Source organism: Streptomyces kaniharaensis (genome assembly GCF_009569385.1).
Classification (GTDB): domain Bacteria; phylum Actinomycetota; class Actinomycetes; order Streptomycetales; family Streptomycetaceae; genus Kitasatospora; species Kitasatospora kaniharaensis.
On the sequence record NZ_WBOF01000001.1, the window covers coordinates 927934 to 948433 of the forward strand.

General features: G+C 73.0%; 22 protein-coding genes. All 22 read right to left on the bottom strand.

The genetic code is table 11. The features are described from left to right. Positions 1–123 precede the first annotated feature (123 nt). Positions 124–837, bottom strand: coding sequence for a GntR family transcriptional regulator (locus F7Q99_RS04195; RefSeq protein ID WP_153460112.1), 714 nt, complete (start codon positions 835–837; stop codon positions 124–126). Positions 838–1062: 225 nt separating this feature from the next. After that, positions 1063–1998: an ornithine cyclodeaminase family protein gene (locus F7Q99_RS04200; RefSeq protein ID WP_326846247.1), complete on the bottom strand. Its 936-nt coding sequence runs from the start codon at positions 1996–1998 to the stop codon at positions 1063–1065. Continuing rightward, positions 1995–3029 carry a proline racemase family protein gene (locus F7Q99_RS04205; protein WP_153460113.1) on the bottom strand — a complete coding sequence of 345 codons (1035 nt, stop codon included), beginning with the start codon at positions 3027–3029 and terminating at the stop codon, positions 1995–1997. The genes F7Q99_RS04200 and F7Q99_RS04205 overlap by 4 nt, the downstream gene beginning before the upstream one ends. Further along, a complete protein-coding gene (locus tag F7Q99_RS04210; RefSeq protein WP_407697737.1) occupies positions 3029–4384 on the bottom strand; it encodes an aldehyde dehydrogenase family protein in 1356 nt (451 codons plus the stop codon). The genes F7Q99_RS04205 and F7Q99_RS04210 overlap by 1 nt, the downstream gene beginning before the upstream one ends. 85 nt (positions 4385–4469) lie before the next feature. Next, positions 4470–5474, bottom strand: a complete 1005-nt coding sequence (locus F7Q99_RS04215; protein WP_153460115.1) for a proline racemase family protein — start codon at positions 5472–5474, stop codon at positions 4470–4472. A gap of 108 nt (positions 5475–5582) precedes the next feature. Continuing rightward, a complete protein-coding gene (locus F7Q99_RS04220) occupies positions 5583–6446 on the bottom strand; it encodes a dihydrodipicolinate synthase family protein (RefSeq protein ID WP_153465784.1) in 864 nt (287 codons plus the stop codon). Positions 6447–6579: 133 nt separating this feature from the next. Further along, positions 6580–7977, bottom strand: coding sequence for an FAD-dependent oxidoreductase (locus tag F7Q99_RS04225; protein ID WP_326846249.1), 1398 nt, complete (start codon positions 7975–7977; stop codon positions 6580–6582). Continuing rightward, entirely contained in the window at positions 7958–8272 is a 315-nt protein-coding gene (locus tag F7Q99_RS40860; protein WP_230210443.1) for a (2Fe-2S)-binding protein, read from the bottom strand. The genes F7Q99_RS04225 and F7Q99_RS40860 overlap by 20 nt, the downstream gene beginning before the upstream one ends. A 38-nt stretch (positions 8273–8310) precedes the next feature. After that, positions 8311–9471, bottom strand: a complete 1161-nt coding sequence (locus tag F7Q99_RS04230; RefSeq protein ID WP_326846250.1) for an NAD(P)/FAD-dependent oxidoreductase — start codon at positions 9469–9471, stop codon at positions 8311–8313. Between the two features lie 129 nt (positions 9472–9600). Further along, positions 9601–10491 carry a twin-arginine translocase subunit TatC gene (tatC, locus tag F7Q99_RS04235; RefSeq protein WP_153465786.1) on the bottom strand — a complete coding sequence of 297 codons (891 nt, stop codon included), beginning with the start codon at positions 10489–10491 and terminating at the stop codon, positions 9601–9603. Between the two features lie 127 nt (positions 10492–10618). Next, positions 10619–10915, bottom strand: coding sequence for a Sec-independent protein translocase subunit TatA (gene tatA, locus F7Q99_RS04240; protein ID WP_153460117.1), 297 nt, complete (start codon positions 10913–10915; stop codon positions 10619–10621). A gap of 191 nt (positions 10916–11106) precedes the next feature. Further along, positions 11107–11283 carry a hypothetical protein gene (locus F7Q99_RS04245; protein WP_153460118.1) on the bottom strand — a complete coding sequence of 59 codons (177 nt, stop codon included), beginning with the start codon at positions 11281–11283 and terminating at the stop codon, positions 11107–11109. A 21-nt stretch (positions 11284–11304) separates the two neighbouring features. Further along, a complete protein-coding gene (locus tag F7Q99_RS04250; protein ID WP_230210152.1) occupies positions 11305–11511 on the bottom strand; it encodes a hypothetical protein in 207 nt (68 codons plus the stop codon). Positions 11512–11538: 27 nt separating this feature from the next. Next, positions 11539–12465 carry a helix-turn-helix transcriptional regulator gene (locus tag F7Q99_RS04255; RefSeq protein ID WP_153465787.1) on the bottom strand — a complete coding sequence of 309 codons (927 nt, stop codon included), beginning with the start codon at positions 12463–12465 and terminating at the stop codon, positions 11539–11541. 26 nt (positions 12466–12491) lie between these two features. Next, positions 12492–13478, bottom strand: a complete 987-nt coding sequence (locus tag F7Q99_RS04260) for a helix-turn-helix transcriptional regulator (protein WP_153460119.1) — start codon at positions 13476–13478, stop codon at positions 12492–12494. A gap of 205 nt (positions 13479–13683) precedes the next feature. After that, the gene (locus tag F7Q99_RS04265) at positions 13684–14061 is read right to left on the bottom strand and encodes an FKBP-type peptidyl-prolyl cis-trans isomerase (RefSeq protein WP_407697738.1); all 378 of its coding nucleotides are present in this window, start codon (positions 14059–14061) and stop codon (positions 13684–13686) included. Between the two features lie 176 nt (positions 14062–14237). Further along, positions 14238–15548, bottom strand: a complete 1311-nt coding sequence (locus F7Q99_RS04270; protein WP_153460121.1) for an FKBP-type peptidyl-prolyl cis-trans isomerase — start codon at positions 15546–15548, stop codon at positions 14238–14240. A gap of 204 nt (positions 15549–15752) precedes the next feature. After that, positions 15753–16739: an FKBP-type peptidyl-prolyl cis-trans isomerase gene (locus F7Q99_RS04275; protein ID WP_326846251.1), complete on the bottom strand. Its 987-nt coding sequence runs from the start codon at positions 16737–16739 to the stop codon at positions 15753–15755. Positions 16740–16870: 131 nt separating this feature from the next. Next, complete coding sequence (pafA, locus tag F7Q99_RS04280; RefSeq protein ID WP_153460122.1) at positions 16871–18232, bottom strand: Pup--protein ligase; 1362 nt, start codon at positions 18230–18232, stop codon at positions 16871–16873. Positions 18233–18346: 114 nt separating this feature from the next. Next, positions 18347–19108: a proteasome subunit alpha gene (gene prcA / locus F7Q99_RS04285; protein WP_326846252.1), complete on the bottom strand. Its 762-nt coding sequence runs from the start codon at positions 19106–19108 to the stop codon at positions 18347–18349. A 31-nt stretch (positions 19109–19139) separates the two neighbouring features. Further along, positions 19140–19982 carry a proteasome subunit beta gene (prcB, locus tag F7Q99_RS04290; protein WP_326846253.1) on the bottom strand — a complete coding sequence of 281 codons (843 nt, stop codon included), beginning with the start codon at positions 19980–19982 and terminating at the stop codon, positions 19140–19142. A gap of 162 nt (positions 19983–20144) precedes the next feature. Further along, positions 20145–20363 (bottom strand): ubiquitin-like protein Pup, encoded by a 219-nt coding sequence (locus tag F7Q99_RS04295; RefSeq protein ID WP_153460123.1) that lies wholly within the window; start codon positions 20361–20363, stop codon positions 20145–20147. Between the last annotated feature and the right edge of the window lie 137 nt (positions 20364–20500).

Here is a 20500-nt window from a genome sequence, read left to right on the forward strand (position 1 = left end):
GCGTCACCGACGCCCCGATCGACTCCGGCAGTGTGAAGGACTGCCCAAGGTGGTGGACGGCGTGCACACGGTATTCGCCGTCCTGTGGGTCGGTCAGCCTCCACCCGAACGAGTGGTTCAGCCCTACCGTGCCCGCAGGCGCAGCGCCGGGCGGGCCTCCTCCGCCGCCGCCTCCTGGCCGTTGGCCCACAGCGAGCGGACGTGGCTCAGGTGGCGCGTCATGCAGGCCTCGGCCGCCTCGGCGTCGCCGGAGAGCATCAGGTCCAGCAGTTCCAGGTGTTCCTCCGCCGACGACACCAGCTCGCCGCGCTCGTCGAGCCGGTTGAGCCCGTACAGCCGCGAACGCTTGCGCAGATCGCCCACGACATCCACCAGCCGTGCGTTGCCGGCGAGGCCCAGCAGGTCGAGGTGGAACTGCCGGTCCGCCTCCAGGTACCCGATGAGGTCGTGCTTCCGCGCCGCGGCCACGATCGCCTCGGCCTGCGGGCGCAGCCGCTCCAGCTGCTCCTTCGTCGCCGTCCGCGTCACCCGGCCGACGGTCGGGACCTCGATGAGGGCGCGGATCTCGGTGTAGTCGTCGAGGTCGCGCTCGGTGAGTTCGGTGACCCGGAAGCCCTTGTTGCGGACGGCCTCGACCAGGCCCTCGCGCGCGAGGTCGAGCATGGCCTCGCGGACGGGGGTGGCGGAGACGCCGAAGTCGGCGGCGAGGGCGGGCGCGGAGTAGACGACGCCGGGGCGCAGTTCGCCGGAGATCAGGGCGGCGCGGAGCGCGTGGGCGACCTGGTCGCGAAGCCGCTCCTGCACGGAGATCAGGGTGCGGGACTTGAGCTCGGCCATGGTGTTCCTCCGGGTGGGTGCAGAACACCAGTGTACAATGTCACGTTGCGTCGAGTTTGCAACGGTCGACGATCAGGACGATGCCGCAGCCCATGGTGGCAGCGGCCGCCGGCCGTGACAACGGCCGGCGGCACACGATCTGCTACGCCCTCCGGAACCGCCCCGCCAGGCTGGTCAGGACGGCGCGGCGGGGATCCCACTCCCCGCCGCGCCAGGAAACCGCCCTCAGCGGCCGGTCTCGTACACCTCCGCCGCGACCGCCAGGTCCTCCCACGCCATGCCGACGCTCTTGAAGAAGCGCGGCCGGCCCTCCGGCACCAGGACGTCGCCGCGGACCAGCTCGGCCAGGTTCCACACCTGCCGTCCGGCCACGCCCGCCATGATCAGGTCCCCGGCCTCGCGCGCCGCCACCGCCCTTGCCTCGACGTAGAGTTCGGCGCGCCCGACCAGCATCTCGTCCACCTCCCGCGCGTCCGGCTCGTGCGAGCCGACGGCCGCGACGGCGGCGTGCGCCGGCACCAGCGCGCCGTCGAACAGCGGCGTGCGCGCGGTGGTGCAGCAGACCACCACGTCCGCATCCGCGACGGCCTCCGGCGCACCCACCGACGCCGCCAGCCCGCGCTCCCGCGCGTACCCGGCCAGCGCCTCGGCCGGCCCGGCGCTGCGCGCCACCACGGTGAGCCGGGTCAGCGGACGGATCGCGAGCAGCGCGTCGAGGTGCCCGTACGCCTGCGGCCCGGCGCCGAACAGCACCAGGTGCGCGGCCTCCGGCACGGCGACCCGTCGCAGGGCGACGGCGGTGACGGCGGGCGTGCGCAGCGCGGTGAGCGCGGCGCCGTCGAGCAGCGCGACGGGTTGGAGGGTCGGCCCGTCGAGCAGCAGGTAGCTGCCGGTGATGCGGGGCAGCCCGCGGGCGGGGTTGGCCGGCGCGACGCCGGCGATCTTGACGCCCGCGTACGGTCCGGCGGCGGCCGGCATCATCAGCAGCTCGCCGGCCGGTACGGGCACCGCGGAGCGGGCCGGCGCCGCCTCCGGGTCGAACCCGCCGAGCAGCATCTGCTCGATCGCGGCGGTGGCCTGGAGAACCCCGACCCCACCCGTGCCCGGCACGGCGTACTGGAGCGGCTCAGCCGCCGCACCGGGCTGCATGGCGGCACTCACAGCGGGAACCCCGCCCCGAGCTCGTCGTCCGGTTCCAGGACGAACCCGTGCTCGCCGGTGCGGTGCGCGGTGCCGGTGACCTCGGTGACGACGCCGCCGTCGAACGGGTCGCCGCCGGGCAGCAGGCGGCCGGTGAACACCGTCCCGATGACGGACTCGTGCCGCAGTTCCTCACCCGGCGCGAGGCGCCCCTCGGCGGCGAGCACCGCCAGCCGGGCGGAGGTGCCGGAGCCGCAGGGCGAGCGGTCGATCTGCCCGTCGGCGAAGACGGTGACGTTCCGCTGGCTCAACACCCCTCTCTCCGAAGGGAGTTCGTCGTACAGGATGACCCCGTAGACGCCCGAGAGCCGCGGGTCGGACGGATGCGCCACCGCCTCCGGCGCGGTCTCGGCCAGCAGCTCCCTGATCTCCCGCCCCACGGCGGTGAGTTCGGGCAGCCTCGCCGGCTCGACGGACAGCCCGAGGGCGGCGGCCGGCACCGAGGCGTAGCAGGCGCCGGAGTGCGCCACCGCGACCTCCACCGTCCCGCGCGAGGTCGCCACCAGCAGCTTGAGCGCGCTGATCCGGGTGGGCACGTTGCGGAAGGTCACCCCGGTGGTCCGGCCGCCGGCCCGGTGCACCAGGGCGGTGACCCGCCCGGACGGCACGTCGATCCGCACCCGCGCCACGCCGTCCGCGGGGGCCGGGACCAGCCCGGAGTCGACGGCCCACGCGCCGAGCGCGATGGTGCCGTGCCCGCAGGCCGTCGAGTAGCCGTCCTTGTGCCAGAACAGCACCCCGAGGTGCGCCTCGTCGTCGTCCGGCGGCACCGGGAACCCGCCGTACATCCCGGCGTGCCCGCGCGGCTCCCGGCTGAGCAGCTGCCGGACGTCGTCCAGTGCGCTCGGCCGGGGCGCGGTCGCGCTGCCGCCCGCGCCGAGCGCGATGGCCCGCCGCTCGGCGACGGTGTCCCCGGGGATGACCGGCGCGCCGTCCACCACGATCCGGAACGGCTCGCCGGCCGTGTGGTAGTCGACGGTCCGGACGAACATCACGCGCCCCCGCCGGGGAGCACGCTGATCGTGCGGCTGACGGCGTAGAAGTCCAGCGCGGCCTGCCCCTGCTCGCGCTCGCCGTGGCTCGCGCCCTTGGCGCCGCCGAACGGGAGGTGGAAGTCGACGCCGCTGGACGGCGCGTTGATCCGGATCATGCCCGCGTCGAGCCGGTCGGCGGCGGCGAGCGCGACGTCCAGGCTGCGGCTGTGCACCGAGGTGGACAGGCTGTGCGGGGTGTCGTTGGCGAGCGCGATCGCCTCGTCCAGGTCGGCCGCGGCGTGCAGCACGGCGATCGGCCCGAAGAACTCCTCACGCGCCAAGGGGTGTTCGGCCGGCACGCCACCGAGCAGGGTCGGCTCGACGTACCAGCCGTCCCGCTCGGGCACCCGCCCTCCGGTGAGCACGGTCGCCCCACCGCCGACAGCCGAAGCGACGGCGTCCGTGAGCCGGTCGCGGGCGGCCGCGTTGATGACCGGCCCGCAGACCGCGTCGTCGGCCAGCGCCAGTGCCTTGACCAGCGCGTCGCGCAGCGGCTCGTAGGCGGCGCCGACCGCGATGACCCGGCTGGTGGCGGTGCACTTCTGCCCGGCGTACCCGGCGATCGCGGCGGCGATGTGCCCGGCGGCCTGCTCGATGTCGGCGTCGGGCAGCACCAACGCGGCGTTCAGTCCGCCGAGTTCGGCCTGCACCGGCACTCCGCGCCCGGTGGCCGCGCGGACGACAACCCGGCCGACCCCGGTCGAGCCGGTGAACGACACCACGTCCACCGTGTCGACCAGCGCCGCGCCCTCCTCGGCCCCGCCCGGCAGCACGGTGAACACGTCCTCGGGCAGGCCCGCCAGCTCGGCCAGCCGCAGCGCGCACGCCGTGGCCTCGGGCGCCGGCTTGAGCACCGCGGTGTTGCCGACCGCCAGCGCCGGCGCTGCCTTCCAACTCGGGATCGCCAGCGGGAAGTTCCACGGCGCGATGAGTCCGGCCACCCCGTACGGGCGGCGCCGGGTGAGCAGCAGCCCAGGCCCGGCGGCGGTCTCGTGCACCGCACCGGACGGCGCGTACGGCGCCTGCGCGTAGTACCGCCAGATCGCCGCCGTCCGGGCGACCTCGCCGCGCGCCTCGGCGTGCGGCTTGCCGACCTCGCGCACGATCAGCGCGGCCAGCTCCTCCGCGTTGGCCTCGACCGCCTCGGCGATCCGGCCGAGCGCCGCCGACCGGGCGCCCGCACCGGCGGCGAGCCACCCGGGCTGTGCGGCCCGGGCCCGCCCGACGGCCGCGCGGACGGCCTCGGCACCGGGCTCCTCGACGGCGACGACGAGGTCCGCGGGGTCGGCGGGGTTGTACGAGGTGATGGTCACAACTGGCAGCCCTTCGAAGGTGGTTCGGCCGAGGTCGGCGCGAGCCCGGTCACAAGCGGAGCGGGCCCGGTCACAGCAGGCCCGGTCACAGCAGGAAGCCGGCCGGGAACGGGTCGCTCGGGTCGAGGAAGTACTGGGCGGTTCCGGTCACCCAGGCCCGCCCGGTGACGGTGGGCACCACGGCGGGGTGCCCGGCCACCTCGGTCTCCTCGACCAGCCGCCCGATGAAGGTCGTCCCGATGAACGAGTCGTTGCGGAAGTCCCGCCCGAGCGGCAGTTCGCCGCGCGCGTGCAGCTGCGCCATCCGCGCCGAGGTGCCGGTGCCGCAGGGCGAGCGGTCGAACCAGCCGGGGTGGATGGCCATCGCGTGCCGCGAGTGCTCGGCGGTCGAGCCGGGCGCGAGCAGCTGCACGTGGTGACAGCTGTGGATGGACGGGTCCTCCGGGTGCACCGGACGGTCGGGGCTCGCGTTGATGGCGTCCATCAGGGCCAGCCCGGCGTCCAGGATCTCCTGCTTGCGCTCGCGCTCGAACGGCAGCCCGAACTCGGCGAGCGGCAGGATCGCGTAGAAGTTGCCGCCGTACGCCAGGTCGTAGCCGACGGTGCCGTAGCCGGGCACCTCGATCTTGCGGTCGAGCGCGACCGAGTACGAGGCCACGTTGCGGATCGTCACCGCCTTGGCGGCGCCGTCCTCGACGTGCACCTCGGCGATCACCAGCCCGGCGGGCGTGTCCAGCCGCACCGTGGTGACCGGCTCGACGACCGGCACCATGCCGGTCTCGACCAGCACGGTCGCGACACCGATGGTGCCGTGCCCGCACATCGGCAGCAGCCCGGAGACCTCGATGTACAGCACGCCGAAGTCGGCGTCCGGCCGGGTCGGCGGCTGCAGGATGGCGCCGCTCATCGCGGCGTGGCCACGCGGCTCGTACATCAGCAGGGTGCGGAAGTGGTCCAGGTGCTGCTGGAAGTGCACCCGGCGCTCGGCCATGGTGGCGCCGGGGATGACACCGAACCCGCCGGTGATGACCCGGGTCGGCATGCCCTCGGTGTGCGAGTCGACGGCGTGGAAGACGTGACGGCTGCGCATGGGTGACGGCTCCCGTCGGAAGGTCGGAAAGTCGGAACGACGGTACGGGGTGGGTGGAGGCCGGGCCGACTGCCCCCGCAGCCGGCCTGGGTGACGACGGGGGAACTCCTACGCCAGGCCCTCGGCCAGCGCCTTCTCGGTGGCCGCGCGGACGGCCGCCTCGATGTCCTGCGCCAGCGGCAGGCGCGGCGCGCGGACGGGGCCGCCGGGGCGCCCGGCGATGTCCATGGAGAGCTTGATGGCCTGGACGAACTCGGTCTTCGAGTCCCAGCGCAGCAGCGAGTGCAGCGCCTTGTACAGCGGCAGCGCGGTCTCCAGGTCGTGCGCGACGGCGGCGTTGTAGAGCGCCACCGAGGCCTCCGGCAGGGCGTTCGGGTAGCCGGCGATCCAGCCCACCGCGCCGGCCAGCGCCAGCTCCAGCAGCACGTCGTCGGCGCCGATCAGCAGGTCCAGCCCGGGGGCCAGCTCGGCGATCTCGTACGCCCGGCGGACGTCGCCGCTGAACTCCTTGACCGCGACGATCGAACCCTCGGCGTGCAGTTCGGCGAGCAGCGCGGGGACGAGGTCGACCTTGGTGTCGATCGGGTTGTTGTAGGCGACGATCGGCAGACCGGCCGCGGCCACCTCGGCGTAGTGCGCGCGGACGGAGGCGTGGTCGGCCCGGTACGCGTTCGGCGGCAGCAGCAGGACGGAGCCCGCGCCCGCCTCGGCGGCCTGCTCGGCCCAGCGGCGGGACTCGGCGCTGCCGTACGCGGCCACGCCCGGCATGACCCGGGAGCCGTCACCGGCGGCCTCGACGGCGACCTCGACGATCCGGGCGCGCTCCTCGGCGGTGAGCGTCTGGTACTCGCCCAGCGAGCCGTTGGGGACGACGCCGTCGCAGCCGGACTCGATCAGCCAGCGGACGTGCTCGGCGTAGGCGTCGTAGTCGACCGAGTGGTCCGGGCGCAGCGGGATCGTGGTGGCGACCATGATGCCGCGCCAGGGGCGGGTGCTGTCGTGCGGGGTGTGGGACACGGTGATGACTCCTTGGTGAGGTGTGACATTTTATTAGAGAGGGTGGCCGGAGACAAGAGCCTCCGGCCCTCGTGTTCGGCGAGGAGCCTCAGTCCTCGGCGGCCGCCAGCTGGGACAGCGGCACCGGGCAGGCGAACGGGCGCCGGTCCGGCCCGGGCTCACCGGAGCCGGCCAAGCAGGCCACGGCCGGACCGCACATCCGGCCCTGACACCAGCCCATCCCGGCGCGGGTGAGCAGCTTGACGGTCCGCGGATCGCCCGCGCCCAGCTCCTCCACGGCCTCCCGGATCCGCGCCACCGGCACCTCCTCGCACCGGCAGACGTCGGTGTCCGGGCGCAACCAGCCGGTCCAGCCGGGGCCCGGCCGGTGGGCGGCGGCCATCAGCTCGGCGAAGGCCCGCAGCCGCGCCCGGCGGCGCAGCAGCGCGGGCCGCGGGGCCAGGTCGGCCACCGCGTGCGCGGCCAGCTCGCCCTCGGCGATCGCGAGGTCGGCGCCGCCGACGCCGTTGGTCTCACCGGCCGACCAGAGGCCGGGCACGGTGGTCCGCAGCCGGGCGTCGACCTGCAGCGCGACGGCGCCGTCCGGGCCGGTGCTGGTGGCCGCGCCCAGCTCGGTCGCCAGCTCGATCTGCGGCAGCAGGCCGTGGCCCACGGCGAGCGCGTCGCAGTCGATCCGGCGCTCGGTGCCGGGCACCGGCCGCCAGTCGGCGTCCAGCCTGGCCACCGTGACGGCGTTGACCCGGTCGGTGCCGTGCGCCTCGACGACGGCGCTGCGCCGGCGCAGCCGGACGCGGTGCCGCAGCAGTGCACTCCCGTGCCCCGCGCCCTCCACGAGCTTGCCGGGGACGGCCGCCAGCACGCCCGGGCGCCGCGCGTAGCCGAGGTAGTCGGTGGCCTCGACCACCGACGGCACCTCCGCCCCGGCGGTGACCAGCGAGGACGCCGCCGCGAGCAGCAGCGGCCCGCTGCCGGCCACCACGATCCGCCGGCCGGGCAGCACCAGCCCGGCCTTGAGCATGGCCTGGGCGCCGCCCGCGGTGACCACCCCGGGCAGGGTCCAGCCGGGGAACGGCAGCTGCCGCTCGTACGCGCCGGTCGCCAGCAGCACGGCCGCGGCCGGCACGGTGGCCCGGTCGGCGGCCTCCGGCCCGAGGGTGACGTGCACGGCGTAGCCGTCGCCGGTGCGCTCCAGCGCCCACACCTGGTGACCGCCGAGGAAGTCCACCCGCCCGGCCTCCCGGTGCGCGGCGAGCCGGTCGGCGAGGCCGGTGTAGACGGACCAGCCGTGGTGCAGCCGGTCCGGCCGGGCCGCTCCGAGGCCTGACGCCGGGTGGCGGTAGTACTGCCCGCCGGTCTGCCGACCCGCGTCGAGCAGGGCGCAGCGCAGGCCAAGGTCGGCGGCGGTGACGGCGGCGGCGAGCCCGGCCGGGCCGGCCCCGATCACCGCGAGGTCGTACGTCGACGCGTCAGACGGCGAGGTCGGCACGGCCGTGGCCCTCCTGGGTGGTGACGGTGGTGCCGGGCTCGGCGGGGAGCAGGCAGGTGCGCTGGTTGGGGCGTCCGTTGACGGTGGCGAGGCAGTCGAAGCAGGCGCCGATCCCGCAGAACACCCCGCGCGGCCGGCCGCCGACCCGGGTGGTGCGCCACGCGAGCACGCCGTCGGCCCAGAGCGCGGCGGCGATCGACTGCCCGGGCAGCGCCGGGACGGCGCGGCCGTCGAACTCGATGTGGTGGGCAGGGCCTGGCTCGGCCCCGACCAGCTCGGCGGGGGTGCGGCGCATCGGTGGCTTCTCCAATCCGGGAAGGGTACGTACGGATGTCAGGCAGCCGGGAAGCGGTCGGCCCGGAACGGCGCGAGGTCCAGCTCCGGCTGCTTCCCGGTCAGCTGCTCGGCGATCAGCAGCCCGGTGGCCGGAGCGAGCCCGATGCCGGCGCCCTCGTGCCCGCAGGCGTGGTAGAGCCCGGGCACCCGGGGATCGGCGCCGATGGCCGGCAGGTGGTCCGGCAGGTACGGGCGGAAGCCCCGGTAGACGCGCATGACGGTGACGTCCGCGAGCACCGGGAACAGCTCGGCGGCCTGGGCGGCCAGCCGATGCAGCACCTCGTGGGAGAGGGTGCGGTCGAAGCCGACCCGCTCCCGGCTGGCGCCGATCAGCACCGGCCCGCCGGGTGTCCCCTCGACCACGGCGGAGGTCTGCAGCCCGGCCGAGCCGCTGGCCACGTTGGCGACGTAGTCGGCGGCGTAGACCTTGTGCCGAACGATCCGCGGCAGCGGCTCGGTGACCAGGACGAACCCGCGCCGGGGCATCACCGGCAGGTGCACCCCGGCCAGCCCGGCCAGCTCCCCGCCCCAGGTGCCGGCGGCGTTGACGACGGCGGGCGCGTCGAGCCGCCGCCGGTCCGTCTCGACGCCGAGCACGGCACCGTCCGACCCCCTGCGGACGGCCCGGACGGTCTCGCCGGTGATCAGCTGCGCGCCCAGTCGCCGGGCCTCGCGCAGCAGGTGGGCGGCGGCGAGGGCGGGCTGCACCTGGGCGTCCTGCGGGTAGTGGAAGCCGCCGGCCAGGTCGGGCGAGAGGTGCGGTTCCAGCTCCCGGAGGCGATCGGCGGGGATCTCCTCCGCGGTGACGCCGGCGGCGGCCTGCTGGGCGGCGAAGGCGCGCAGCGCCTCGTGCCCGGCCCGGGTGGACGAGACGACCACGCCACCCTTGGGCTCGTACTCCATGACGGTGCCGAAGTCGTCGGCGAGCTCGCGCCAGAGCCGGGTGCTCAGCAGGGCGAGGTCGAGTTCGGGCCCGGGCTCCTTGTCGGAGACCAGCAGGTTGCCCTCGCCGGCGCCGGTGGTGCCACCGGCCACCGGCCCGCGGTCGACGACGGCGACGGCGAGCCCGGCACGGGCGGCGTAGTAGGCGCAGGCGGCGCCGACGACTCCGGCGCCGACCACGACGACGTCCAGGGGAGGTCTCTGGGTCTTGAGCACGCCAGTAATATGTCACATGCCATCGTGGCTGCCAAGACCGCCCCGCCGAAATCCCGAACCGGAGCAAGCCGCACAAAAGCCCCGGCCGGCCGCGAGAAACACGGCCGGCCGGGGCTCACGACCAACGGCTCAGGTGATGTCGTCCATCTGCTCCCGGCGGGCGGCCGGCACCGGGGCACTGGCCGCCGGCGCGGACGAGGCCTCGACGGCCTCCGCCCCCGCCACCGGCTGCACCGAGAGGTCCACGTGGGAGGCCTCCTCGTCGTCCAGGTCGGCGTCCGGGTTGTTGCGCCGCTTCCGCTTGTCGTTGAGCAGCGCGATGGCCACCGCGATGAAGTACAGCGCCCAGATCGGCGCGGCCAGCGTGAGCATGCTGATCGGGTCGGCGCTCGGCGTGGCGAAGGCCGCGAACACCGTGATGCCCATGACCATCCCGCGCCACCAGCCGAGCAGCCGCTTGCCGGTGACCATGCCGACCATGTTCATCATCACGAGCAGCAGCGGGAACTCGAAGGCCAGGCCGAAGACCAGCACCATCCGGGTCGCGATGTCGAAGTAGTCCTCGGGCGGCAGGATCGGCGTGGTGCCGTTCGGGGTGAACGAGATCAGCACCTCGACCGTCGTCGGCAGCGTCAGGATGGCGCAGCCCACACCGGCCAGGAACAGCGGCGCACCGCAGGTCATGAAGATGACCGCGTACTTCTTCTCGTGCCGGTGCAGACCGGGCGCCACGAAGGCCCACACCTGGTAGAGCCAGATCGGCACGGTGGCGACCACACCGGCCGTCAGCGACACCTTGAGCATCCAGGTGAAACCGGCGGTCAGACCGATGTTGGAGACCTGGGCGCACTTGCCGTGGTACTGCCAGGAGGTCTCCGGGGTGCACTGCGGAAGCGGCTTCAGCAGGAAGGTCTCGATCTGCTTGTGGTAGACCGCCGCGACGATCGTGATCAGCACGATCGCCAGGACCGACTTGACCACGCGGTTCCGCAGTTCCCGCAGGTGGTCGGCGAGGGCCATCCGCCCCTCGGGATCCTTGGGCGCCTTCGACGCCTTGGAGAGCTTGCTCAACCCCGGTCCTCAACTCGTGCGTCGAGGCCCGCCGGTCGACGGGCCTCAGTGGTCGCGTGTGTCACGTACGCCGCGCTCAGTGCGGCCGGTCGCCGTCGGCGGCGGGCCGTTCGGCGGAAGGCTCGGCCACCGGCCGGGCCGTGGCGGACGCCCCGGGGGCGGTCTGGATGGTCCTGACCGTGCTCGTGGCCGCACCGCCGTCGTCCCGCGCGGGCCCGTCCGGCTCGTCGTCCGAGCGCATGGCCCTGGTCTCGCTCTTCAGGATCCGCATCGACTGGCCGAGCGAGCGCGCCAGATCGGGCAGCCGCTTGGCACCGAAGAGCACGATGGCGAAAACCACGACCACCACGATCGCGGTCATCGAGATGCGCATGCTCGACCACCTTCAGTCATGGCGGCACCGACGGGCCGCCCGCCGCGGATGGTAACCGCTGCGGATGACGCCCCGACGTCGGCCGCCCGAACAGGACAGCGGCCCCCGGTTCGCACTACAGGAGCCACCTGAGAGCGTAACGCGCCCCTACACCCGTCCTGCAGCCCCCGTACGGCGGAGGAGCCGCGCCCTCAGCGCCCCGGCACCGCCGCGGCGAGGTCCCCGGCGGCGTCGGCCAGCGCCCGCGAGGCCGCGTCCACGCCCTTGGCCAGCGCCCGCACGTCCAGCCAGAGCCGGATCGCGAGGACCCCCAGGACCAGCAGGCCCGCGGTGGCGAGCAGGACGGCGGCGACGAGCATCCAGGACATGGCCCACACCCTATACGGGCGCTATCCCTCCGCCGGGACGAGTCGCATGGTGCGCACCCCGGCCCCGATGAGCGCCGCGACGATCTTCTCCCCGGCCTGCTTGCGCACCGCCGCCCCGCACAGCGGGCAGCCGAAGCTGTAGTGCGCCTGGGCCGGCGTGCGACCGAGGGTCAGGCGGAACTCCTCGGCCGGGAGCTCCACCTTCTCCCGGCACTGCGAGCAGTACACCTTGAATCTCGTCCCGGGCTCCACCGGTCAGACCCGCCCCTCCCCGTAGGCGGCCAGCGCCTCCCGGGCCGCCGCGCGCGCCTGCTCGGCCAGTTCCGGTGGCGAGACGATCCGGCCGTCCCGGCCCAGCCGCAGCGCCAGCGGGCGCAGCTGCGAGGGGTCGGCGCTGCGCAGGGTGATCCGCAGCCCGCCGTCCGGCAGTTCCTCGGCCCGGTCGTGGGTGTAGTACTCGGCCACCCAGCGCCCGCCGGAGGACACCTCGACGACCACCTCGGGGTCGTCCGCGGAGGGGTTGACCAGCCCGCCGGACAGGTCGCGGGGCTCCCGCCGGGGCGGGTCGGCGGGCACGTCCAGCACCCGGATCTCGGCGACCCGGTCGAGCCGGAACATCCGGTGGTCCTCGGAGGTGCGGCACCAGGCTTCGAGGTAGGTGTGGCCCTCGGTGAGCAGCCGGATCGGGTCGACCTCACGCTCGGTCATGCCGCCGCGGCCGTGCGAGTAGTAGCGCAGCCAGAGCCGGCGGCCCTCGCTCAGCGCGCGGTCGATGTCGGCGAAGACGTGGCTCTCGGCCTCGAAGGTCACCCCGACGCGGGCGCTGCCCTCGGCGCTCTCCCCCGCCGCGTTCTCGATCTTGGCGACGGCCCGGGTGAGCGCCTCCCGGTCCCCGGCCCGCAGGCCGGGCAGACCGGCCACCGCCCGGGCGGCGACCAGCAGCGCGGTGGCCTCGTCGGCGGCCAGCCGCAGCGGCTGGGCCACGTCGTCGACGTTGTGCCACCAGATCCGCTCGCCGTCGGTGTCGATGTCGAGCAGGTCGCCGCCGCGGAAGCTGGTGCCGCACATCGGCAGCACGTTGAGGTCCCCGATCAGCACGCGCTCGGTGATCCCGAAGGCGCGGGCCACCTCGGCGACCTCGGCGCCGGGCCGCTCGCGCAGGTAGGTGACCAGCGAGAGCATCCGCCGGGTCTGGTCGATCGCGTTACTCACGCCTGCACCCCTTCGGTCACAACGGCCGGCCCGGCGACGGCCCGGAGCCGGTCGATCACGTCGGCCCGGAGCTCCTCGGGGCCGAGCACCACCACGTCCGGTCCGAACTCGGCCAGATCGGCGCCCAGTCCGTTGCCGTACGGGATCTCCAGTTCGTCCCAGGTCTCGTCGACCCGCGCGCTGCCCAGCGCCTTGGTGCGCAGCGGGAACCCGGCCCCGCGGCGGACCCGGACGGTGGCGGTGGCGGTGGCGCCCTCGCCGGCGAACTTGGCGACGGTCGCGCGCACGTCCACGTGCTCCGGGACGGTGCCCAGGAACGCCCCGCTCTTCGCGCGCACCTTGCCGGTGATGCGGCTGAGCCGGAACACCCGGGCGTCCCCGCGGTCGCGGTCCCAGCCGGCCAGGTACCAGTGCCCGCGCCAGCACTCCAGCGCCCACGGCTCGACGCTGCGCTGCTCGACGGCCGCGGCACCGGCCTTGCGGTACTCGAAGGCGACCGGGCGGCGGTCCCGGGCGGCGGTGAGCAGCGGCTCGAACGCGGCCTCCCGGGCGGGGATGCGCGGTTCCAGGGCGGTACGGCCCTCGGCCTCGGCGAACGGCACCCCGGCGGCCCGCAGCTTCTGCAGCGCACCGCTGGCGGCGCCGGACATCTTGGCCTGCTGCCAGACCCGGGCGGCCAGGGTAAGCGCCGCCGCCTCCTCGGCGTCCAGCGCGATCTCGGGCAGCCGGTTGCGGTCGGCGCGGGCCAGGTAGCCGAGCTCGCCGTCCAGGGCGTTCTCGTCGACGTCGATCACCAGGCCGAGCTCGCGCAGGTCGTCCTTGTCCCGCTCGAACATCCGGTTGAAGGCGTCCTCGCTGCTGGTCTGCCAGGCCTCGCGGTACGCCTCGATGGATTCCCGCAGCTCCTTCTTGGAGAGCGGACGTCTGGTGTTCATCAGGCACAGGGCGAGATTCATCAGCCGCTCTGCCTTGGCGATCGCCATCGCTGACCCTTCCGGTGTGCCGCGCATGTGCGCTGGGGGGTGCCCCCGGCCGGAGGCTGGGGGAGGTGCGCCGCCGGGCGATCGTCACCCGGCGGGACCGACCGTACCGGTAGCGGTACACGCTGCAAAAGCCGCGTCCTCGAAACGTGCGGGGGCCGCACCTCGCGCAGAGGTGCGGCCCCGGCCAGGACGGCCCCGAAGCGGCTCAGACGGCCAGCAGGTCGACCACGAAGATCAGGGTCGAGTGCGGCGGGATGAGCGGCGACGGCGACTGCGCGCCGTACGCCAGATGCGACGGGATGACCAGCTCGCGGCGGCCGCCGACCTTCATGCCGGCGACGCCCTGGTCCCAGCCCTTGATGACACGGCCGGCGCCCAACGGGAACTGGAACTCGTTGGGGCTCCGGTTCCAGCTGGCGTCGAACTCCTCGCCGGTCTCGAAGGTCACGCCGACGTAGCGCACCTTGACCATGTGGCCCGGCTTGGCCTCGGCGCCGTCACCCACGACGATGTCGCGGATCTGAAGCTCCTTCGGAGCCTCGCCACCCGGGAAGTCGATCTCAGGCTTCTCGTTGAGGTTCACAGTCCCTCTTCTCACGGTTGCTTGCATCCATGACCAAGCGGCGGGCGCCCGCACCCCGGTCCGCCCCTCAACAGTAAGGGCGGCGGACCACGGTACGGGCGCCCGCCGCCCGTACGGGCTCGGCCACGCGGCCGGGCCCGAAGGTCACACGCACACCATTGTCACCCGAAAGTGGATCAGCCTTGACCGGCGTCCAGGATGTCCACCACGAACACCAGTGCCGAGTTCGGCGGGATGTCGGCGGACGGCGGCTTGTCGGCGTAGGCCAGTGCGGCCGGGATCACCAGCTCGACCCGGCTGCCGACGGTCTGGCCGACCAGCCCCTGGTCCCAGCCCTGGATGACCTGGCCGCCGCCGACCGGGAAGCTGAATGCCTGGCCCTTGCTCAGCGAGGAGTCGAACACCTTGCCGTCCTTGAACAGCGCGCCGGTGTACTGGACGACGACCTTCTCGCCCTTCTCCACGGCCGGCCCTGTGCCCTTGATCAGGACGTGGGTCTTCAGCTCGGTCGGGTCGGCGGCGCCGGCCACCGGGGTGATCTCGGCCGGCTTCTTGCCGTTGTCCTTGACCTGCGGGAAGCCCGCGGGCGGCGGGGTGACGGTCCCGTTCACCACGGTGTCGGGCGCGTTGGCGTTGCGGATGTCGATCACGAAGATCAGGTTGTCCTTGGGCCCGATCGACATGCCCGGCTTGCCCTCGGAGCCGAACGCGGCGGCCGGCGGGGCCACCACGAGGATCCGGCTGCCGGCCTTCTTGCCGAGCACCGCCTGGTCCAGCGCCGGAATCAGCGCGTCCGAGCCGGCCTGGAAGATCGACTGCTTCTGGTCCTTGTCGAAGGAGCTCGGGATGTCCTTGCCGGTGTTCCAGTTCTTGGCGGTGTAGTCCACCGAGGTCCAGGAGCCCTTGTCGACCTTCGGGCCGCTGCCCTCGGACAGCACCTTGACAACGAAGGAGCCGTCGGCCTGCTCGGACGGCACCTGGATGTCGGCCTTCTTCCCGAAGTCGCCGACGATCGTCGGCAGCACCTTGGCGGTGTCCTTGATCGGCGGCACCGGATCGGCGGTCGGCTTGGCCGGGGCGGTCTTGGCGGCCTCCGGCTTGGCGTCCGACTTCGAGTCGTCCTTGTTCACCATGTAGAGCGTCACGGCGCTGCCCACCAGCAGGAAGGCCAGCACGCTGCCGAGGATGACGCCCAGCTTGCCCACGCCGGGCGGGTTCTCGTCGTACCCCGCCTCCGAGCTGTCGGACTTGCGCACGTTGGACGCGAAGATCTGCGGCGCCTCGCCGGTCTTCGTGCCGCCCGCGGCCCGCGGGCTCTCGTCGGGGTTCGACCAGCCTGCCTGCTGCTTCAGGATCGACGGCGGCACGACGATCGACTCGCCGGCACCCGGAAGCGGGCCGCCGGGCCGCGAGGCGGCCGGGTCACCCGCGGAGCCGTCGTTCGCCGCGGTGCCGGGCCCGCCGGGGTTCGGCGCTTTCTCAGTCATGACTCCCCATCCATCTCGCCACAGATCATTTCGAGGTGTGCCGCCGGCGTGGTGACCGCCGGTCTGCCGCCGCACCGTCCGCCCTGGACCCGGGCGCCGGCGGCGCCTGCCACAGTGCGTGGGCAGTATGACAGCTCAGGATGAGGGCGGGCGCCTCCGTGTGCGAGCGCCCGCCCAAGCGTACGGAATCCTCCGGGAGTCTTCCTAGACCGCTTCCAGAATGTCGATCACGAAGACCAGCGTCGAGTTGGGCGGCACCGAGCCCTGCGCCTGGTCCTTGTACCCGAGCGCGGGCGGCACCACCAGCTCGACCCGGCTGCCGACGGTCTGGCCGACCAGCCCCTTGTCCCAGCCCTCGATCACGCTCCCGGTGCCGATCTGCACCGCCTGCGCGCCGCCGTGCGTCCAGGACGCGTCGAACTGCTGGCCGTTGTTCCAGAGCACCCCGGTGTACTGGACCACCAGGGTCTGCCCGGTCTTGACCTGCTTGCCCTCACCCTTGATCAGCACCGCCTGCTGGAGGTCGGTGGGCGGGGCCTGCCCGGCCGGCACGGTGATCGTCACCGGGGCTTTGCCGTTGTCCTTGACCTGCGGCAGGTTCGCCGGCGGCTGGGTCATGTTCCCGCTCAGCGTGGCGTCCTGCGGCAGGCTCTCCATGATGTCGAGCACGAACACCACGGTGTCACCCTTGCCCACCCCCAGCTGGCTGCTGCCCTGGTCCCCGAAGGCCGCCGCCGGCGGGGCCACCACCAGCAGCCGGCTGCCCACCTTCTTGTCGATCACGCTCTGGTCGAAGGCCGGCACCAGCTGCCCGCTGCCCGCCTGGTACAGCTGCGGCTTCCCGCCCGAGTCGTACGAGCTGGGCAGGTCCTTGCCGGTGGTCCAGTCCTTCGCGGTGTAGTTGACCGTCACCCAGTCGCCCTTGTTCACCGTCGCCCGGTCGCCCTCGCTGACGGTGTTCACCACGAACTGGCCGCTGGGCGGGCCCTCGGGGATGGTGATGGTGGCCTTGCTCCCGAATCCACCACCCGAAAGCGTGGGCATCGGCGAGGCCTCGTTGACCGGAGTGGGCACGGTCGGGGCCGCGCTGGGTGCCGACGACGTCGCCGGCCCGGCCGCCTTGGTGGAGCTGCTGCACGCAACCGCCAGCAGCAGGGGCAGGGTGAGAAGCAAACCGGCGGTGCGGCGCACGGTGGTCCTAACTGTCGGTCGAAGTCGGCTCTCCTGACTCGACGGACAGCGTATGCCCCACGCGTGTCCGGCCCCGGTAGACACCACCGGGGCCGGTCGGCGCCGTGATCACGACGATCACGGACCCGGGATCACATCCCCGCGATCAGCTTCTCCACCCTCTCGTCCACCGAACGGAACGGGTCCTTGCACAGCACCGTGCGCTGCGCCTGGTCGTTCAGCTTCAGGTGCACCCAGTCCACCGTGAAGTCCCGGCGCTGCTCCTGCGCCCGGCGGATGAAGTCCCCGCGCAGCCGGGCCCGGGTGGTCTGCGGCGGGATCGACTTGGCCTCGAAGGTCTTGAGGTCGGTGGTCACCCGCTGCGCCTGCCCCTTGCCCTGGAGCAGGTAGAACAGGCCGCGGCGGCGGTGGATGTCGTGGTACGCGAGGTCGATCTGGGCCACCCGCGGATTGGACATGCTCATCTGGTGCTTCTCGCGGTAGCGCTCGATGAGCTTGTACTTCATGATCCAGTCGATCTCGGTGGCCACCCCGTCCAGCCGCTCGGTCCGGACGGCCTCCAGCGTGCGGCCCCACAGGTCGAGGACCTGAGCGATGGTGCCGGTGTTGATGCCCTTGCGGTCGGCGAACTCCAGCGCCTTGGTGTAGTACTCCTCCTGGATGTCCAGCGCGCTGGCCTCCCGTCCGTTGGCGAGCCGCACCTGGTGGGTGCCGGTGAGGTCGTGGCTGACCTCGCGGATCGCCCGGATCGGGTTCTCCAGGGTGAGGTCGCGCATCACCACCCCGGCCTCGATCATCCGCAGCACCAGATCGGTGGCGCCCACCTTGAGCAGGGTCGTGGTCTCGGACATGTTGGAGTCGCCGACGATCACATGCAGCCGGCGGTAGCGCTCGGCGTCGGCGTGCGGCTCGTCGCGGGTGTTGATGATCGGGCGCGAGCGCGTGGTGGCGGAGCTGACGCCCTCCCAGATGTGCTCGGCCCGCTGGCTGACGCAGTACACCGCGCCACGCGGGGTCTGCAGCACCTTGCCCGCGCCGCAGACCAGTTGGCGGGTCACCAGGAACGGGATCAGCACGTCGGCCAGCCGGGAGAACTCGCCGTGCCGCGCCACCAGGTAGTTCTCGTGGCAGCCGTAGGAGTTGCCGGCCGAGTCGGTGTTGTTCTTGAAGAGGTAGACGTCCCCCGCGATGCCCTCCTCGTGCAGCCGCCGCTCGGCGTCCACGAGGAGCCCTTCGAGGATGCGCTCGCCCGCCTTGTCGTGCGTCACCAGTTCGACGACGTCGTCGCACTCGGGGGTGGCGTACTCGGGGTGGGAGCCGACGTCGAGGTAGAGGCGGGCGCCGTTGCGCAGGAACACGTTGCTGCTACGGCCCCAGGAGACGACACGGCGGAACAGGTACCGCGCCACCTCGTCCGGCGACAGCCGCCGCTGCCCGCGGAACGTGCAGGTGACCCCGTACTCGTTCTCCAGCCCGAAAATCCGGCGGTCCATGAGCACTCCATTCTCTGTCGGAGCTGTCCGAAACCGCCTCCACGACGGCGAGCCGCCGCAGGGGCATCGGAGTCCCGTGCGGCGGTCCGGCCGCCGCACGGGACTCCGCAGGCACTACTCGTCCGACGGCGGCGTGGCCGCCGGCTTCTCCTCGTCGTCCGCAGCCGCGGACTGGTCACCGTCGAGCAGCCGGCCGAGCTGGCCGCCCAGGATGCGCTTGAACTTGCGCTGCTGGAACCGCTGGCGGTCGAGGACCGCGACCTCCAGCTGTTCCGGGGTCAGGGTGCGCGGGCTGCCGCCGTTGGCATCGCGGGCGAGCGAGTCGACGGCGAGCCGGACCGCCTCGCTCAGGCCCATCCCGCCGCGGTGGCGCTGGCCCAGGTAGTTGCCGATGGAGTCGGCGTTGCCGCCGACCACCACGTAGTTCTTCTCGTCGACGATCGAACCGTCCGGGGTGAGGCGGTAGATCTGGTCCTCTTCGGTGGTGCGGCCGACCTCGGCCACGATCAGCTCGACCTCGTACGGCTTCTCGCCGACCGAGGAGAAGATGGTGCCGAGGGTCTGGGCGTACACGTTGGCCAGGCCCCGGGCGGTGACGTCGGCCCGGTCGTAGGAGTACCCGCGCAGGTCGGCGTAGCGGACGCCGCCGATGCGCAGGTTCTCGAACTCGTTGTAGCGGCCGACCGCCGCGAAGGCGATCTTGTCGTAGATCTCGGAGACCTTGTGCAGCGCTCTGGAGGTGTTCTCCGCGACGAAGACGATGCCGTCGGCGTAGGTGAGCACGACCACGCTGCGGCCGCGGGCGATGCCCTTGCGGGCGTACTCCGCGCGGTCCGCCATGGCCTGCTGCGGCGAGACGTAGAACGGTGTCGACACCGGCGGTCGTCCCCTTCCTGTGAGGTAGCGGCTAGAGCAGCGGGGCCTGCGGGCCGTTGGGGTGGGAGAGGCGCTGGTCGGTGATGGAGACGGCGATCCGCGCGACCTCCGGCTCGGTGAGCCGGCGGAAGCCGTCCTCGGTGATCAGCGAGACGATCGGGAAGATCTTGCGGGCGAGGTCCGGTCCGCCGGTGGCGGAGTCGTCGTCGGCCGCGTCGTAGAGCGCCTGGACGACCAGGGTGCTGGCCTGTTCGGCCGTCAGGTCGTCCCGGTAGAGCTTCTTCATGGAGCCGCGGGCGAAGACCGAGCCGGAGCCGGTGGCCGCGAAGCCGCGCTCCTCGGAGCGCCCGCCGGTGACGTCGTAGCTGAAGATCCGGCCGCGGCCGAGGTCCAGGTCGTAGCCGGCGAACATCGGCACCACCGCGAGGCCCTGCATCGCCATGCCGAGGTTGCCGCGGATCATGCTGGTGAGCCGGTTGGCCTTGCCCTCCAGGGAGAGCGTGGCACCCTCGATCTTCTCGTAGTGCTCCAGCTCCAGTTGGAAGAGCCGGACCATCTCGACCGCGAGGCCGGCGGTGCCGGCGATGCCGACCGCGCTGTACTCGTCGGCCGGGAAGACCTTCTCGATGTCGCGCTGGGCGATCACGTTGCCCATGGTGGCGCGGCGGTCACCGGCGATGACCACGCCGCCGTCGAAGACCGCGGCGACGATCGTCGTCCCGTGCGGGGCCTCGACGACCGCGCCCTCGGGCAGCCCCCGGTGGCCGGGGATCAGCTCCGGCTTGTGCTCGGCGAGGAAGTCGAGGAACGAGGACGATCCCGGGGTCAGGAAGGCAGCCGGTAGACGCCCGGTGCCGCGAGTGTTGGCTTCCACACGATTCCTTCCAGGTAGCTTGAAGCGCGCGCTGCCCGCACCCTACCCGCCCGACGATCATCGTCCACGCGAAGAGGGGCCGGAGCCGGGCGGCCGGGCGGCCAGGACCGCCCGACCGCCTTCGACGGTCACGACCGTGAATTCCGGAATGCCCGTGACGGGCTATTGCCCGCCCTTCTGGACGAATCCACGCACGAAATCCTCGGCATTCGACTCGAGGACCTCGTCGATTTCGTCCAGTACCGCGTCGACGTCGTCGCTCAGCTTTTCCTGGCGCTCCTTGAGGTCGTCGGAATTCTGGGTTTCCGCGACCTGCTCCTCGATCTCCTCCGAGGAGCGGTTCGCCCGCTGCTGGCCGCCGCCGGTGTCCTTGCTCGCCATTTCCCTCACCCCGCTCGATTCGTCTGGCACGGTTCGGTCGCTGCTGCTGCACCGACCCTATACACAAGGTGCGACAACCGCTCCCGGTTTGCCGGTGGCGCTTCCTGTCCAACACCCGCTGCCACCCCGGATGATTC

Coding starts and splice junctions, on each gene's coding strand:
- F7Q99_RS04195 (WP_153460112.1), bottom strand. CDS start 837: ATGGCCGAGCTCAAGTCCCGCACCCTGATCTCCGTGCAGGAGCGGCTT.
- F7Q99_RS04205 (WP_153460113.1), bottom strand. CDS start 3,029: ATGTTCGTCCGGACCGTCGACTACCACACGGCCGGCGAGCCGTTCCGG.
- F7Q99_RS04215 (WP_153460115.1), bottom strand. CDS start 5,474: ATGCGCAGCCGTCACGTCTTCCACGCCGTCGACTCGCACACCGAGGGC.
- F7Q99_RS04220 (WP_153465784.1), bottom strand. CDS start 6,446: ATGGTCGCCACCACGATCCCGCTGCGCCCGGACCACTCGGTCGACTAC.
- F7Q99_RS40860 (WP_230210443.1), bottom strand. CDS start 8,272: ATGCGCCGCACCCCCGCCGAGCTGGTCGGGGCCGAGCCAGGCCCTGCC.
- tatC (WP_153465786.1), bottom strand. CDS start 10,491: ATGGCCCTCGCCGACCACCTGCGGGAACTGCGGAACCGCGTGGTCAAG.
- tatA (WP_153460117.1), bottom strand. CDS start 10,915: ATGCGCATCTCGATGACCGCGATCGTGGTGGTCGTGGTTTTCGCCATC.
- F7Q99_RS04245 (WP_153460118.1), bottom strand. CDS start 11,283: ATGTCCTGGATGCTCGTCGCCGCCGTCCTGCTCGCCACCGCGGGCCTG.
- F7Q99_RS04255 (WP_153465787.1), bottom strand. CDS start 12,465: ATGCTCTCGCTGGTCACCTACCTGCGCGAGCGGCCCGGCGCCGAGGTC.
- F7Q99_RS04260 (WP_153460119.1), bottom strand. CDS start 13,478: ATGGCGATCGCCAAGGCAGAGCGGCTGATGAATCTCGCCCTGTGCCTG.
- F7Q99_RS04270 (WP_153460121.1), bottom strand. CDS start 15,548: ATGACTGAGAAAGCGCCGAACCCCGGCGGGCCCGGCACCGCGGCGAAC.
- pafA (WP_153460122.1), bottom strand. CDS start 18,232: ATGGACCGCCGGATTTTCGGGCTGGAGAACGAGTACGGGGTCACCTGC.
- F7Q99_RS04295 (WP_153460123.1), bottom strand. CDS start 20,363: ATGGCGAGCAAGGACACCGGCGGCGGCCAGCAGCGGGCGAACCGCTCC.